Genomic DNA, 14,292 nt, shown 5'->3' with positions numbered 1-14,292 from the left:
CTCCGCTCATCCCCGCGAAAGCGGGGACCCAGGCTTTTTCCATCGCCGATGCTCGCCGTCTACGTCGTCGCCAGCCAGCGGAACGGCACGCTCTACATCGGGCATACCGACAGCCTCAGCCGTCGGGCGCTTGAGCACCGGGAAGGCCTGCGGCCGGGCTTCACGGCGAGGTATGGGGTCAGGCGGCTCGTCTACTACGAATACTTCGAGACGCGGGAAGGCGCCTTCGCCCGCGAAAGGGCCATGAAGAAGTGGCGGCGCGCCTGGAAGGTGGAGCTGATCGAGCGGTTCAATCCCGGATGGCGGGACCTGCTGGACGAGCTTGAGCCTGAATAACGGAAAAAACCTGGGTCCCCGCTTTCGCGGGGATGAGCGGGAGGGGGGCGCCGCATCGGCGGGATGGCGACCGCCCACGAACTGCCCGCGTTCGAGCGCTATCCCGGCTGAACGGGCCCGCTCGGCCGCTCGAGGCGGGCTTGGCTTCGGCCAAGCCCCTAGGGGCTGGCCCCCTCCGGCGAATCCGGGCGTCGCGCCTCGCGCATCACCTGCCTGGCGATGGCCGAGCGCTGCAGCACGTTTTCCTGCGGCGTGTTGTAGGCGCCGTACAGGAGGGCCTCGTCCCAGCGGGTGAGGCCAGGCGGCGGCTCGCGATCCTCTTCGAAGAGCGCCAGGATGGTGGCGGCCTGTCGCGTCTCGACGTCCGGCTGCATCTCGACGAGGCCGACCATCGCCACGTAGTCGGCGAGCTGGGCCACGGTCACGCCGTCGAGGCGCCGGGCGTCGATCACGACGATCGCGCTGGTGGTGTTCCGCACGGCGTTGCGAACGAGCCGGCTGGCGCGCGGCAGGCCTGGCTCCTCGTATCGCCAGTTGTGCCAGGCCCGCACCGGCCGGTCGGTGTCGATTATCCGCCGGACCGCCCCCGGCGAGGCTTCGCCGAACAGGTGGGTGTCGCGCCTGCGCCAGCGCTCGAGAAGGGCGCGGGGCTGACGGTTGACGACCACATAGAGATTGGGCCGGCATTCGGGCCCCGCCAACGGCGCCTCGACGCGGCGCGCCACCTCGGAAAGCCGCGCCAGGACGGCCTCACCGATTAGTCTCGGCAGGCCGGAGACCAGGGGGCAGACGGGCTCGCGCCAACGGACGATGGAGCCATCCAGCCGGTGGCCGAGGGCTCCGCCGACGAACTCGCGCACCCGGTCGTCGAGCGGCTGGCCTGGGGCCTGGACCGTCACGCCCTCGACCGTCGTGGGCGGCGCGGCCCGCTCCGGCTCGGCGGCAGTGGCGCCCTGGACGAGCAGGGCGGCGGCAAGGGCGAACAGGGGCGTGGAGACCGCCATCGGACCAGCATCGCCGCGCGGCGAGCAGGCGGTCAATTCCGCAGATCGTCCGAGCCGACCTTCGCCCCGCTTGCCTGCCACGGCGTCAACCTCGTCACGCTCGACCGAGGCAGAGCCAGCGGAGGACGCCATGGCCATCGATTTCGAGATCCCGGAGGACGCCAAGGCGATCCGGCAGAAGGTGCGCGAATGGGTGCACGACGAGTGCATCCCCGCCGAGAAGCGGCTCATGGACGGCGCGGACTACAAGACCCTGCTGGCCGAGTTGCGGGAGAAGGCGCGGGCGCGGGGCCTGTGGTGCCCGTTCATCCCCAAGGAATACGGCGGCATGGGGCTGGGCCCGCTCGCCAACGCCCTGGTGCAGATGGAGCTCGGCGAGAGCTACCTGGGCGCGCTGTCGATGAACACCCAGGGCCCCGACGACGCCACCATGATGACCATCCTGGCGCACGGCACCGACTTCCAGAAGGAGAAGTACCTCAAGCCGCTGCTGAACGGCGAGAAGCGGGTCTGCTACTCCATGACCGAGAAGGCGGCCGGCGCCGACGCCACCGGCATGCAGACCCGGGCCGTGAAGCAGGGCAACGACGCCTATGTGCTGAACGGCGAGAAGTGGTTCTCCTCGGCCGCCAGCGTCGCCGACCTGGCGGTGGTCATGGCCATGACCGACCCCGACGCGCCGCGCCACCAGCGCTACTCCACCTTCATCGTCGAGCTGCCGAACCCCGGCTACAACATCAAGCGCGACATCCAGACCATGGCGCTCGAGGGGCCGCTGACCCACGTGCTCGGCGGCGGCCACTCCGAAGTCGAGATCAGGGACCTCGTCGTACCGGCCGAGAACCTGCTGGGCGGGGAGGGCAACGGCTTCAACATGGGCCAGCACCGGCTGGCCTACGGCCGGCTGCGGCACGGCATGCACAACGTCGCCATGGCCCAGCGCGCGCTCGACATGGCCACCGAGCGGGTCATCGGGCGCGAGACCTTCGGCAAGCCGCTGTCCGAGCGCCAGGCGGTCCAGTTCATGCTCGCCGAGTGCGCCACCCAGCTCTACATCAGCCGCCTGATGCTCCTGCACATCGCCTACAAGGCGGAGAAGGGCCTCGACCTGCGACAGGAGAACGGCATCGCCAAGGTCTACCTCGCCAACATGGTCCACCACGTCGTCGACACCGCGATCCAGCTGCACGGCTCCCTGGGCTACAGCCTCGATACCCCCCTGGCCCGCTGGTACACCCACATCCGCTCGCAGCGGCTGGTGGACGGGCCGGACGAGGTCCACCGCTGGACCACCGGGCGCAACGTGGTGAAGGCCTTCAAGGCGCACGGCACCACCGCGTCGGCCGCCGGCGGCGACCTGATCTGACCGGCTCCAGTTGGGGGCGGCCGTCCGCGGTGCTAAGCCCAACGCATGGCTGACCTCTTCGAAGCCGCGGGGATGACGCCCTCCGCCCCGTCCCCGCTCGCCGACCGGCTGCGGCCGCAGAAGCTCGACGAGGTGGTGGGCCAGGATCACCTGCTGGGCCCGGAGGGCCCGATCCGCCGCATGGCCGAGGCCCGGCGGCTGTCCTCGATGATCCTCTGGGGCCCGCCGGGCACGGGCAAGACCACCATCGCCCGCCTGCTGGCCAAGGAGGCGGGCTACGAGTTCCAGCAGCTCTCGGCCGTCTTCTCCGGCGTGGCGGACCTCAAGAAGGCGTTCGAACAGGCCAAGGTCCGCCGCTCGGCCGGCCAGAGCACCCTGCTGTTCGTCGACGAGATCCACCGCTTCAACCGCGCCCAGCAGGACGGCTTCCTGCCGTTCGTGGAGGAGGGCGTCGTCACCCTGGTCGGTGCGACCACCGAGAACCCGTCCTTCGAGCTGAACGGCGCCCTCCTGTCCCGCTGCCAGGTCTATGTGCTCAAGCGCCTGGACGAGGCGGCGCTGGAGGCGCTGCTCGCCAAGGCCGAGGCCTTCGAGGGTCGCCCCCTGCCGCTGGAGCCCGACGCCCGCCAGGCCCTGGTGGCTCTGGCCGACGGAGACGGCCGCTACCTGCTGACGCTCGCCGAGACCCTGTTCAACATCGGCTCGCCCAGGCCCCTGACCATCAAGGAGCTGGGCCAGATCCTGCAGAAGCGCAGCCCGGCCTACGACAAGGACCGCGAGGAGCACTACAACCTCGTCTCGGCCCTGCATAAGTCGATCCGCGGCTCGGACCCGGACGCCGCCCTCTACTGGCTCGCCCGCATGCTCCAGGGCGGCGAGGACCCGCTGTTCATCGCCCGCCGGCTGATCCGCGCCGCCGCGGAGGACATCGGCGAGGCCGACCCCATGTCCCTCGTGCTCGCCAATGCGGCGAAGGACACCTACGACTTCCTGGGCTCCCCCGAGGGCGAGATCGCGCTCGCCCAGCTCGTCGTCCACCTGGCCGCCGCGCCCAAGTCCAACGCGGTCTACGTGGCCTACAAGGCCGCGATGAAGGCGGCCAAGGAGACCGGCAGCCTGACGCCGCCGTCGCACATCCTGAACGCGCCCACCAAGCTCATGAAGGAGCTCGGCTACGGCAAGGGCTACGCCTACGACCACGACGCGCCGCAGGGGTTCTCGGGCCAGAACTACTTCCCGGACGGCATGGAGCGGCGGCAGTTCTACCAGCCGCGCGGGGAGGGGACCGAGGCGCGCATCAAGGAGCGGCTGGACCGCTGGGCGGCCCTGCGCCGCGAGCGCGGCGGCGGCGACTGATCGGCGATCATTGTTCTCCCAGCCGGCCCGGCGTAGGCTCGCGCCCAGCATCCTTAGGGGGGAAGCTCAAATGACCACAGCAACCAACGACGCGGGCTCCGCCCGCAGCGCCGCGCCCTGGCATCTCTGGGTCGTCGGCGTCGTCGCCCTGCTCTGGAACGGGTTCGGCGGCTACGACTACGTCATGACCCGGCTTCAGGGCGACGCCTACATGCGCAGCGCCGGCATGACCGACGCCCAGATCGCGCACTTCAACGCCATGCCCGCCTGGATGGGGGCGGTATGGGCGATCGGGGTGTGGGGCGGGGTGATCGGCGCCATCCTGCTGCTCGTCCGCTCGAAGTGGGCCCTGCACGCCTTCGTGGCGTCGCTGGCCGCCTTCGTCGTCAGCCTGATCTACAACTACGCCCTCAGCGACGGCGCGGCGGTGATGGGCCAGACGGTGATGATCATGCAGGTCGTCATCCTGGCGAGCTGCCTGCTCTTCGCCTGGTACGCCTGGGCGATGGGCAAGCGCGGGGTGCTCCGCTAAACGGGCCTGGTGAAGGCCCGCAAGACAGAGCCCGTTCCCGTCCGCCTGACGCCCGAGGAGACCGCGCTCGTGCGGTCCCTCGTGCTGTACGAGGACGCCGACATCCTGGCCCTGAACAAGCCTTCGGGCCTGTCCAGCCAGGGTGGCCGGGGCCAGGCGAACACCCTGGACGAACTGCTCTGGGCCTTCGCCCGGCCCGGCAAGGCGCGCCCGCGGCTGATCCACCGGCTCGACCGCGACACCTCGGGCGTGATCCTGACCGCGAAGACCAAGCCGGCCGCGGGCTTCCTCGGCAAGGCGATGATGGCGCGCCGGTTCCTCAAGACCTACCGCGCCATCGTCACCCCCGGGGCGCCGGTCCCGCCGAAGGGGGTGATCGAGGCGCCGCTGCGCCGCGAGGAGCTGGGCCGCGAGGCCCATATGCGCGTCTGCGCGCCCGACCACCCGGACGCCGAGACCGCCCGCACCCGCTACCGCACCCTGGCCCAGGCCCCGGGCGCGGCCCTGCTTGAGGCCGATCCCGAGACCGGCCGCATGCACCAGATCCGCGTCCACCTGGCCTCGCTCGGCCGGCCGATCGCCGGCGACGCGCGTTACGGCGGCGCCCTGGTGGTCGGCGGCCATCCCGCGCCCCGGCTGATGCTGCACGCCGCGGCGCTGACCTTCCCGCATCCCGGCGGCGGCGAGATGCGCCTGCAGGCGCCCATTCCCGACGACATGGCGGCGCTCCTGGCCGCGCTGAAACTGGCCTGAGACGGAACGCCGCCTCCGACTTGCCCGTTTCCTGCGGCAAGCTGCGGAACCACAATGGGTTTTCCGCCGGAACCTGAACGATGAAACGCCTCGTCCTGCCAGCCCTCGCCGCCCTTTCCCTGGCCGCCTGCGCCACCACGCCCACCACCTACCAGCCGGCCATGGGGCCACAGGCCGTGGGCTGGTCCGAGTACCGCATCGAGCCCGACCGCTACCGCGTCACCTTCCGTGGCGGCCCCGGGGCCTCGGCCGACCGGGTGACCGACCTCGCCCTGCTGCGCGCCGCCGACCTGGCGCTGGCGAACGGCTATGACTGGTTCCGGGTGTCCGACCGCTTCCTGCAGGGCCAGCCCAACCGTGGCCCCCGGGTCAGCCTGGGCGTCGGCGGCGGCAGCGGCCACTACGGCTATCGCAGCGGCTCCAGCGTCGGCGTCGGCGTCGGCACCGGGTTCAACCTCGGTGGCGGCCCCTCGGTGACCGCCACCCTCGAGGTGCTGCTCGGCCGCGGGCCGAAGCCGCCCGGCGGCGACATCTACGACGCCCGCGCCATCCGCAGCACGCTGATGGGAACCGCCACCTAGCCCAAGTCCGCGCGCCGTCGCATAACCCACCCGATGCAGACTCTCCTCTACGTCGGGCTCGGCGGCGCCCTGGGCGCCCTGGCCCGCTACCTCGTGGGCGTCCAGGCGCTCCGGACCTTCGGGTCCGGCTGGCCGTACGGCACCTTCGCCGTGAACACCGCCGGCGGCCTGCTGATGGGCCTGCTGGCCGGCGTGCTGGCCCACCGCGGCGGCCTGGACCAGGAGCGCTGGCGCCTGCTGCTCGGCGTGGGCGTCCTGGGCGGCTTCACCACCTTCTCGGCCTTCTCCCTGGAGCTCGCCCTGATGCTCGAGAAGCGCGCCTTCACCAGCGCCGCCGTCTACGCCCTGGCCTCGGTGACGCTCTCCACCCTGGCGCTGTTCGCGGGCCTGCTCGTCGCCCGGCGGGTGTTCGCGTGAGGGAGGTCCGCACCCTCTACGTCGACAAGGGCGAGGAGGGCGTGCGCCTCGACCGCTGGTTCAAGCGCCGCTGGCCGCACCTCAACCACATCCAGATCCAGAAGCTGACCCGCTCGGGCCAGATCCGCGTCGACGGCGCCCGCGCCAAGCCCGACACCCGGCTCTCGGCCGGCTCGCAGGTGCGCGTGCCGCCGCTGCCGGACGCGCCCGCGCCGCACGAGAAGGGCCGGCTGGATCCCCGCGAGGCCGCCTTCGCCCGCTCCCTGGTGCTCTACGAGGACGAGGAGGTGCTGGCGCTCAACAAGCCCTCGGGCCTCGCCGTCCAGGGCGGCACCAAGACCTCGAAGCACATCGACCGGCTGCTCTCGGCCTGGGGCGAGGGGCTGGAGCGGCCGAGGCTGGTCCACCGGCTCGACCGCGACACCTCCGGCGTCCTGGTGCTCGGCAAGTCGCCCGGCGCGGCCGCGAAGCTGGCCGGCGCCTTTGCCCGCCGGCGGACCCAGAAGACCTACTGGGCCCTGGTCGCCGGCCTGCCCAAGCCCGGGGAGGGCGTGCTGGAGCTGCCGCTCGCCAAGAAGGGAGTCGGCGACCGCGAGATGATGGTCCCCACCGATCCCAAGGACCCGCACGGCGAGACCGCCGAAACCGAGTTCGTCACCCTCAGCCGCGCCGCCGACAAGGTCGCCTGGATGGCGCTCTGGCCGCACACCGGCCGCACCCACCAGCTCCGCGCCCACATGCTGGCCCTGGGTCACCCGATCCTCGGCGACCCGAAATACAACAACGAGGCCTCTGTCGCCCTCTCGCAGGGACTGAAGCTGCAGCTCCATGCGAGGCGCCTGGAGCTGCCGCATCCCTCCCGCGGGACCCTGATCCTGGAGGCGCCGATCAGCCCCGAGCTGAAGGCCGGGTTCGAGCGCTTCGGCTTCGACGAGCACGAGGCCGACCCGGAGCCGTTCGGCAGAAAACGTCGTTGATCGAACGCCGCTTGCCTGAATCCTGCGCCCCTGCTCCTCTGGAGGGGGTGGTGGCGTGGAATGGGCGACGTGCTGGATCAGGCGAAGGGGCTGCTCGACGCCGGGCGCGTCTCGGAGGCGCTCGCCATCACCGCGCCGCTCGCCGAGGCCGCTGAGGCGCCGCACCGGGCGCTGGCCCTCCACACCACCGCGCTCAAGGGCCTGGGCCGCCGCGAGGAGGCGCTGACCTTCGACCGCCGGGCGGTGGCCCGCTTCCCGACCAGCGCCGTCGCCTGGCACAACCTCGGCGCCACGCTCGGCGACCTCGGCCGCGGCGCGGAGTCGGCCCGGGCGATCGAAAAGGCCTTCGCCCTCGGGCTGGACGGCGCGCAGAGCTGGGGCGTGCTGGCCCGCGCCCGGCTGGCCACCGGCGAGCTCGACGCCGCCGAGGAGGCCTATCGCCAGGCGATCCGGCGCGCCCCCGCCCACGCCGCGACGGCCGCGGAGTACGCCAACGTCGTCTGGATGCGGCACGGCGACCTCGCCGCCGCCGACGCCGTCCTCGACCGCTGCGCCCACGCCGGCGGCGAGGCCCCGCCGCTGCTGCTGGCCAAGGCCAAGCTCTACGCCGCCGCCGGCGAGCAGGGCCGCGCCGCCGACCTGCTGGCCAGGGCCGCCGAGCGCCTGCCCGAGGACGGCATCATCCTCATGGCCGCGGCCCAGGCCGCCCTGGAGTCCGACCGCCTCGACGAGGCCGAGCGCCTCGCCCAGGCCGCCGAGCGCCTGCGGCCCGACCATCCGGGCGTGCTCAACCAGCTGGCCATCGTCGCCCTCGCCCAGGGCCGTCCCGACCTGGCGCTGGCCAAGGCCCGCCGCGGCCTGGAGATCGCGCCCGAGAACCAGTCACTCTGGGGCTGGGCGGCGACCGCGGCCCGCGCCGTGGGCGACCCGCTGCACGCCGAGCTCTACGACTACGAGGCCATGGTCGGGGTCTACGAGCTGCCGACCCCCGAGGGCTGGACGTCCCGCGAGGCCTTCCTCGCCGACCTCGCCGCGGCGCTGAACGCCATGCACCTCTACCGGGAGCATCCGTCCAACCAGTCCCTGCTGCACGGCAGCCAGACCATGCACCTGCTCACCGGCTCCGACGACCCGGCGATCCAGGCCTTCTTCCGCGCCCTCGACGCCCCGATCCGCGAGCACATCGCCAGGCTGGGGACGGGGACCGACCCGCTCCGCCGCCGCGCCACCGGCGACTACCGCATCCAGGGCGCCTGGTCGGTGCGCCTGCGCCCCGGCGGCTTCCACAAGGACCACTTCCACCCCGAGGGCTGGCTCTCCTCGGCCTTCTATGTGGAGACCCCCGACCGGGCCCTGGCCGGCGACGACCGGGCCGGCTGGATCCGCTTCGGCAAGCCGCCGTTCCGCACCGATCCCGCCCTGCCGCCGGAGCACTGGGTGAGGCCGCAGCCGGGTCGGCTGGTGCTCTTCCCCTCCTACATGTGGCACGGCACCGAGCCGTTCACGACGGACGAGCGGCGCATGACCATCGCCTTCGACGTGGTCCCGGCCTGAGGCAGGCTTGCGTTCGGGCGCGAGGCTCCCCATTCACCCCGGATGCAACGCGGATTTCACGAGCCGGTGGAGAAGCCCCGGCGCTTCTACAAGGATGTCGCTGTCGCGGAGGCCGAGGGCGGCTTCGCCGTCCTGCTGGACGCCCGCAACGTGCGGACCCCGAAGGGCGCGCGCCTCGTCCTGCCCACCCGTCCGATCGCCGAGCAGGTGGCCGGGGAGTGGGCCGGGCAGGGGGAGACGATCGAGCTCGCCGGCATGCACGCCACCCGCCTCGCCAACACCGCCCTGGACTCCATCCCGCAGGCGCGCGAGGCCACGGCCCAGTCGGTGGCCGACTACGCCGGCTCCGACCTGGTCTGCTACTTCGCCGAGCAGCCCGCCGGCCTGGTCAGCCGCCAGCAGGCGCACTGGGGCCCGGTGCTCGACCGCGCCGAGCGCGACCTGGGCCTCGCCTTCGTGCGCTGCGCCGGCATCGTCCACCGCAGCCAGCCGGAGCCGACCCTCGCCGAGGTGAGGGCCCTGGCGCTGGCGCTCGACGACTTCGGCCTGGCGGGCCTGGCCTTCGGCGCGGCCCTGTTCGGCTCCTCCGTCCTCGCGCTCGGCCTGCAGCGCGGCTGGCTCACCGGCGAACAGGCCTTCGACCTCTCCCGCCTGGACGAGGCCTGGCAGGAGGAGAAGTGGGGCGTCGACGCCGAGGCCGCCGAGCGCGCCGGACGCCTGCGCGTCGAGGCGCAGATGCTGGAGCGCTGGTTCCGCGGCCTCGACGCCTAGGCCCCCAGGCTCAGGCGGTCACCGCCGTACAGGCCCGGCTCATCGCCGCCACGTGCCGGTGGTCCGTGCCGCAGCAGCCGCCCAGCACCCGGATATGGCCGTGCCGGCGCAGGAGCTCGGCGTGCTCGGCGCCGAACGCCGCCGGATCGCCGTCGTCCAGGTCGGGGCTGTCGTTCAGCTCCTGGTGGCTGCGCCGCGAGGCGTTGGCCCGCACCCCCGCGATCCGCTTCACCCACGGCGCGTCGGTGGCGAGCGCCTGGCCGAAGTGGCTCGGGTGGGCGCAGTTGACCATGAAATAGGCCGCCGCCGCCCCGGTCGCCGCGTCCACGGCCTCGATCGCCTCGCCCAGCGGCTCGCCGGTGGGCAGCCGCCCGTCGGTCTCCACGGTGAAGGAGACCGCCGCCGGCAGCTTCGCCGCCTTCGCCGCCCGGACGACGCCGATCGCTTCCGGCGTGTTGGTCATGGTGACGGCGCAGACCATGTCCGCCCCGGCCACCAGGAAGTCGGCCACCTGGCCGCGGTGGTAGGCGCAGGCCTCCTCCGCGGTCATCGCCTCGCCGGGGTCGTAGCCGTCCCCGCGCGGGCCGACGCAGCCGGAGACCACGATCGGCGCCACCTCGCCGCTCCAGCCGGCGCGCAGGTCCTGCAGCAGGGCGATGGCCCGCCGGTTGAGCATCGAGAGCTCGTCGCGGCGGATCCCCAGCCGGTCGGCCCAGTCGGGACTGGCCCGCCAGGTGGGGCTCTCCAAAACGAAGCCCAGGCGCTCGGCCCGGGCGATGGCCAGGTAGCGCTCGTAGTAGGCGCGCAGCGTCGCGCGCCCCTCGGCCTCCTTCAGCAGCAGGAAGGCCGCGAAGTGCGGCAGCTCGATCCCCTCGTGGAAGATCAGGGTGGTCTCCAGGCCGCCGTCGGTGAGGAACAGGCCGCCCTTCGTCTGCGGCAGGGCAGGGATGCGGGGCATCGGTGCGTCCTCCCCGCTCAGGCCGCCGCCGGCGCGCGCAGGCGCCCGACGAACTCGGCCACCGCCCGGGCCGCGGCCGCCGGCTCCTCCCAGTGCGGCGCGTGGCCGGTCCCGGGTAAGGTCCTGAGCGTCGCGTCCGGCAGGCCCTTCAGGAGCCGCTCCTGGTCCCGGGCCGAGGCGAAGGCGTCCCGGTCCCCCCAGAGCAGCAGGGTGGGCGCCCGCACCCGCGCCAGCCCCGGCCCCAGGTCGCGGCTCATCATGTCGGCGAACAGCGCCTTCCAGGCGTGCGCCGGCAGCTTCAGCGACTCGGCCGAGACCATGTCCAGGAAGTCCGGCGGAACGGGCCGGGCGAGGGTGCTTTCCTGGAAACCCCTGGCGAACGCGGGATCGATGGGGTCCTGCAGGTCGCGGATGCCCTCCTGGTAGAAGGCGTCCACCTCGGGGTTGCCCTTCAGCCCCGGGAAGGCCCCCACCAGCACCAGGCCGCGCGTCCGGTCCGGATGGGCCGCGGCGAAGCGCTGGGCGACCATGCTGCCCATGGAATGGCCCATCACCACGGTGCGGCGCACGCCCAGCCGGTCCAGCGCCTCCGCGGCGTCGGCGGCCATGGCGTCGAGGGTGTAGGGCCCGGCCGGCTTGGAGGAGTCGCCGTGGCCGCGCTGGCTGATGGCGATGGCCCGCACGTTCGGCGGCAGCTCCGACATGAAGGGCCGCATGGACGGCGCGGAATCGCTGATGCCGTGCAGCAGCAGCAGCGGGACGCCGGTGGGGTCGCCGGACTGGATGACGTCCAGCTCGACCCCGCTCTGAAGCTTCAGACGCGTATGCATGAACTTCGCTTTCGAAACGGAAGGATGGATGAAGTCCCGCGGCTCGGGCGGGGGCGGGAAGTCGGCGACGAACACCATCAGCGCGCGCCCTCGGGGGCGGGCCGCAGGCAGCCTTGCTCGCCGCCGGCCACGTCGCGGCCGATCAGCAGGTCGCCGAGGCGCTGCGAGGCGCCGTCGTAGAAGCCGGCCTCGCCGGCCCAGGTCTTCGGGTTGCGCCAGGTGCCGAACACCATGTCCCACAGCGGAATGTCGCCGTAGTTGAACCTGTGCACGCCGCGCTCGTGGTGCAGGCTGTGCATCTCCGGCCGGGCCACGAACCAGCCGAGCCACTGGGGCGTCTTCAGGTTGGCGTGCTGGAACAGGCCGCAGAAGGTCGCCGCCGAGAAGGCGAACAGCACCGCCTCCGGCGCGAAGCCGAACGCGAACACCAGGGTGAAGCTGCCGAGGAACGCCCAGCCCAGCATGTCCAGCGGGTGGAAGTAGAGGCTGCCCCAGATGTCCACGCGCTCGGCGGAGTGGTGCGTCTGGTGGAAGGTCCGCCAGAGCAGGTCCGAGCCGTGCATGGTCCGGTGCCAGGCGTAGACGCCCAGCTCGTAGGCCAGGAAGGCCAGCGGGGCCTGGGCCCAGAGCGGCAGGGCCCGGGCGTCGATCAAGGTGTGCTGGCCGAGGAAGCCGTCCCACAGGAACGGCGCGCGGGTGGCGATCAGCCAGTAGAGCACGGCGGAGACCACGCCCTTCATCCGCCAGCCGCGCACGGCCGGGAAGGCGCGGGCCGGCGCCAGGACGTCCAGCGCGGCGAAGGCCGCGAACAGGCCGAACAGCAGGTAGTCGTAGAACCCGAACACGGGGGAACTCCTTTTCTCGAGGTTTTCCCCAAGGGCGTGAGCCCGCGCCTCACATTGTGAGGCGGCCCGTCAGGTGGCCCAGCGCACCGGCTTCTCCGGCTGGTAGGCGCAGAAGGCGCCGGTGCGGATCGAGGCCTGCAGGTGGCGGCCGAGCTCCGGATGCGCCCGGGCGATCTTCCCGATGGCGCTGCGGATGCGCCAGGTGACCGCCGTCCGCGCCTTCTCGGCCGGATCTCCCAGCTTGCGCCCGCGGCCGCCCAGGCCCATCGCCGCCGAGAGCTGTTCGATCAGGGCGTCGAGCTCCGCGCCCAGCCGCTCGGAGCGGGCCAGGTCGCCGTCGCGCTCCGCCTCAGCCAGCGCCTCCTGCAGGTCGCGGATGCGCGCCTGGCACTCGGCGCGGGCCCGGGCGTCCATCACCCGGCCGCAATCGGCCTCGGCCACCCGGCCGGCGATCTCCATGCAGTGGATCCGCTCCCGCGGCGCGGCGAGCAGCAGCGCCAGGTCCCGGCAGCCCTTCATGTCGGCGATGACCACCGTCCGGCCGGCGTAGGCCGCCTCCCAGATGTCGCCGCTGCGGGCGAAGCGGGCCTGCTCGGCGCCGTCGTTGTGCAGGTAGGCCGCGCCGTTCCAGCGGCCGGCCACGCCCGCCAGGCGCAGCCCCTCGACCAGGTGCTCGGCGTCGGCCGGACGGCTGAACGGATTGACGTGCAGCAGGTAGCTCACCGGCTCGTCCGGGCCGGGCTCGCGGCCGAAGGTGATCTTCTCGCGGAACACCTCGCGGAACATGTCCGCGTGCCGGCGCGCCTCGTCCAGGCGGCCGAGATGGGCGTAGGCCGCGGCCATGTAGGCCGACTGGTCCACCATCTGGTGCGGCGGCGACATCTCGGCCAGCGCCAGGCCCTCCTCGGGCCGCCGCGCCAGGAAGTGCACGAGGAAGGCGTAGACGTAGTACCAGGCGTCGTGCAGCGGATTGAGCCGGAAGGCCTTGGCCGCCATCTCCAGCGCCCGCTCGTCCTCGCCCAGGTAGCTCCACCAGAGCGAGGTCTGCATCAGGGCGTCGGCGTCGTTGGGGGCCAGCGCCAGCACCCGCTCCAGGTGGCGCCGGCCCTGGCCGAAGTTGCGCCGGTAGATTTGGATGCGGCCCAGCACCGCCTGGACCACCGGGTCTGTCTCGTCGAGCGCCTCGGCCTGGCAGGCGTAGTCGAACGCCAGCCGCTCGCCTTCCTCCCAGTGGGTCCAGCGCTGGCAGCTCCAGTCGTTGAAGTGGCTGAGCGACAGGCCGGCGTAGGCCCGCGCATAGGTGGGATCCAGCGCCAGCGCCTGCTCGAAGAAGTCGCGCGCCTCGGCGTCGGCCTCGCAGGTCCCACGCCGCAGGGCGTCGCGCCCGCGCAGCCAGAGGTCGTAGGCCTCGAGGCTGGCCAGCGGCCGGGTCTTGGCGCGGGCGAGGCGGGTGTGGTCGATCTTCGCCGACAGGTGGTTAGCCACCTGGGCGGCCAGTTCGTCCGGCGCCTGCAGCACCTCGCGCAGCGGCACGTCGAACCCGTGGGTCCAGAGCTGCTGGGCGGTCAGGGTGTCGATCAGGCTGACCTTCACCTGCAGCCCGTCCGTCGCCGGCCGGACGGCGGTGTCCAGCAGGTGGGTGACGCCGAACGCCGCGCTGATGCGTCGGGGCTCGAGCTGTTCGGGGCTCAGCGACAGCGACGTGCGCGCCGCCAGCACCTCCAGGCTCGGGAACCGCGCCAGCTCGGCGATCAGGTCCTCGAGGAAGGCGCCGGCGATGCGCGCACGGTCGGCGTCCAGCGGCGCCGGATCGAAGGGCGCGACGGCGATGGCGGTCGCCCGGCGATCGACCGCCGGGCCCACGGAGTCTCGTTTGAAGAACATTGTTCGCTCTTACAGCAGCGCCGGGCCCGCACCAACAGTGACCGCGGTCACCTGATCGTGGGGGGGCGGCTGGCCCGGGCGTTGCTCCTCTGGTCCCGAAGACCCCGGCGCCTGTGCCGGAATGGAGC

General features: G+C 72.6%; 15 protein-coding genes. 10 read left to right on the top strand and 5 right to left on the bottom strand.

The window, feature by feature from the left end; translation table 11 throughout:
• Positions 1-48: 48 nt before the first annotated feature.
• Positions 49-336 carry a GIY-YIG nuclease family protein gene (locus V7Z97_RS03225; RefSeq protein WP_334161395.1) on the top strand — a complete coding sequence of 96 codons (288 nt, stop codon included), beginning with the start codon at positions 49-51 and terminating at the stop codon, positions 334-336.
• 158 nt (positions 337-494) lie between these two features.
• Here V7Z97_RS03225 and V7Z97_RS03220 read toward each other — a convergent pair whose 3' ends face one another.
• Positions 495-1,340 carry a hypothetical protein gene (locus V7Z97_RS03220; protein WP_334161393.1) on the bottom strand — a complete coding sequence of 282 codons (846 nt, stop codon included), beginning with the start codon at positions 1,338-1,340 and terminating at the stop codon, positions 495-497.
• 130 nt (positions 1,341-1,470) lie between these two features.
• On the opposite strand from V7Z97_RS03220, the gene V7Z97_RS03215 reads away from it, so the two are divergent.
• From V7Z97_RS03215 to V7Z97_RS03175, 9 genes are all read left to right on the top strand, one after another.
• Positions 1,471-2,706, top strand: coding sequence for an acyl-CoA dehydrogenase family protein (locus tag V7Z97_RS03215; RefSeq protein ID WP_334161391.1), 1,236 nt, complete (start codon positions 1,471-1,473; stop codon positions 2,704-2,706).
• 45 nt (positions 2,707-2,751) lie between these two features.
• On the top strand, positions 2,752-4,062 hold the full coding sequence (locus V7Z97_RS03210) for a replication-associated recombination protein A (protein WP_334161389.1): 1,311 nt from the start codon (positions 2,752-2,754) through the stop codon (positions 4,060-4,062).
• A 70-nt stretch (positions 4,063-4,132) separates the two neighbouring features.
• Entirely contained in the window at positions 4,133-4,594 is a 462-nt protein-coding gene (locus V7Z97_RS03205; protein ID WP_334161388.1) for a hypothetical protein, read from the top strand.
• A 9-nt stretch (positions 4,595-4,603) separates the two neighbouring features.
• On the top strand, positions 4,604-5,347 hold the full coding sequence (locus V7Z97_RS03200; RefSeq protein ID WP_334161387.1) for an RluA family pseudouridine synthase: 744 nt from the start codon (positions 4,604-4,606) through the stop codon (positions 5,345-5,347).
• 80 nt (positions 5,348-5,427) lie between these two features.
• Positions 5,428-5,928: a CC0125/CC1285 family lipoprotein gene (locus tag V7Z97_RS03195; protein ID WP_334161385.1), complete on the top strand. Its 501-nt coding sequence runs from the start codon at positions 5,428-5,430 to the stop codon at positions 5,926-5,928.
• Positions 5,929-5,961: 33 nt separating this feature from the next.
• Positions 5,962-6,345, top strand: coding sequence for a fluoride efflux transporter CrcB (gene crcB, locus V7Z97_RS03190; RefSeq protein WP_334161384.1), 384 nt, complete (start codon positions 5,962-5,964; stop codon positions 6,343-6,345).
• Positions 6,342-7,322, top strand: coding sequence for an RluA family pseudouridine synthase (locus tag V7Z97_RS03185; protein WP_334161383.1), 981 nt, complete (start codon positions 6,342-6,344; stop codon positions 7,320-7,322). Before crcB ends, V7Z97_RS03185 begins: the two co-directional genes overlap by 4 nt.
• Positions 7,323-7,382: 60 nt before the next feature.
• A complete protein-coding gene (locus tag V7Z97_RS03180) occupies positions 7,383-8,876 on the top strand; it encodes a putative 2OG-Fe(II) oxygenase (RefSeq protein WP_334161382.1) in 1,494 nt (497 codons plus the stop codon).
• 42 nt (positions 8,877-8,918) lie between these two features.
• A complete protein-coding gene (locus tag V7Z97_RS03175) occupies positions 8,919-9,647 on the top strand; it encodes an ATP12 family chaperone protein (RefSeq protein WP_334161381.1) in 729 nt (242 codons plus the stop codon).
• A 10-nt stretch (positions 9,648-9,657) separates the two neighbouring features.
• Here V7Z97_RS03175 and V7Z97_RS03170 read toward each other — a convergent pair whose 3' ends face one another.
• From V7Z97_RS03170 to V7Z97_RS03155, 4 genes are all read right to left on the bottom strand, one after another.
• Complete coding sequence (locus tag V7Z97_RS03170; protein WP_334161380.1) at positions 9,658-10,605, bottom strand: homocysteine S-methyltransferase family protein; 948 nt, start codon at positions 10,603-10,605, stop codon at positions 9,658-9,660.
• 17 nt (positions 10,606-10,622) lie between these two features.
• Positions 10,623-11,435, bottom strand: coding sequence for an alpha/beta fold hydrolase (locus V7Z97_RS03165; protein ID WP_334161379.1), 813 nt, complete (start codon positions 11,433-11,435; stop codon positions 10,623-10,625).
• Positions 11,436-11,512: 77 nt separating this feature from the next.
• On the bottom strand, positions 11,513-12,280 hold the full coding sequence (locus tag V7Z97_RS03160; protein WP_334161377.1) for a sterol desaturase family protein: 768 nt from the start codon (positions 12,278-12,280) through the stop codon (positions 11,513-11,515).
• A 69-nt stretch (positions 12,281-12,349) separates the two neighbouring features.
• Positions 12,350-14,164: a hypothetical protein gene (locus V7Z97_RS03155; protein ID WP_334161375.1), complete on the bottom strand. Its 1,815-nt coding sequence runs from the start codon at positions 14,162-14,164 to the stop codon at positions 12,350-12,352.
• Between the last annotated feature and the right edge of the window lie 128 nt (positions 14,165-14,292).

This window comes from Phenylobacterium sp. (assembly GCF_036821595.1).
In the GTDB taxonomy this organism is placed as follows: domain Bacteria; phylum Pseudomonadota; class Alphaproteobacteria; order Caulobacterales; family Caulobacteraceae; genus Phenylobacterium.
Note: the sequence above shows the minus strand (reverse complement) of the source record. Positions and strands in the feature narration are given on the sequence as shown.

What these genes read in the sequence shown, in the direction of transcription:
- V7Z97_RS03225 (WP_334161395.1), top strand. Translation starts at nt 49, where the DNA reads ATGCTCGCCGTCTACGTCGTCGCCAGCCAGCGGAACGGCACGCTCTAC.
- V7Z97_RS03220 (WP_334161393.1), bottom strand. Translation starts at nt 1,340, where the DNA reads ATGGCGGTCTCCACGCCCCTGTTCGCCCTTGCCGCCGCCCTGCTCGTC.
- V7Z97_RS03215 (WP_334161391.1), top strand. Translation starts at nt 1,471, where the DNA reads ATGGCCATCGATTTCGAGATCCCGGAGGACGCCAAGGCGATCCGGCAG.
- V7Z97_RS03210 (WP_334161389.1), top strand. Translation starts at nt 2,752, where the DNA reads ATGGCTGACCTCTTCGAAGCCGCGGGGATGACGCCCTCCGCCCCGTCC.
- V7Z97_RS03205 (WP_334161388.1), top strand. Translation starts at nt 4,133, where the DNA reads ATGACCACAGCAACCAACGACGCGGGCTCCGCCCGCAGCGCCGCGCCC.
- V7Z97_RS03195 (WP_334161385.1), top strand. Translation starts at nt 5,428, where the DNA reads ATGAAACGCCTCGTCCTGCCAGCCCTCGCCGCCCTTTCCCTGGCCGCC.
- crcB (WP_334161384.1), top strand. Translation starts at nt 5,962, where the DNA reads ATGCAGACTCTCCTCTACGTCGGGCTCGGCGGCGCCCTGGGCGCCCTG.
- V7Z97_RS03180 (WP_334161382.1), top strand. Translation starts at nt 7,383, where the DNA reads ATGGGCGACGTGCTGGATCAGGCGAAGGGGCTGCTCGACGCCGGGCGC.
- V7Z97_RS03175 (WP_334161381.1), top strand. Translation starts at nt 8,919, where the DNA reads ATGCAACGCGGATTTCACGAGCCGGTGGAGAAGCCCCGGCGCTTCTAC.
- V7Z97_RS03170 (WP_334161380.1), bottom strand. Translation starts at nt 10,605, where the DNA reads ATGCCCCGCATCCCTGCCCTGCCGCAGACGAAGGGCGGCCTGTTCCTC.
- V7Z97_RS03165 (WP_334161379.1), bottom strand. Translation starts at nt 11,435, where the DNA reads ATGCATACGCGTCTGAAGCTTCAGAGCGGGGTCGAGCTGGACGTCATC.
- V7Z97_RS03155 (WP_334161375.1), bottom strand. Translation starts at nt 14,164, where the DNA reads ATGTTCTTCAAACGAGACTCCGTGGGCCCGGCGGTCGATCGCCGGGCG.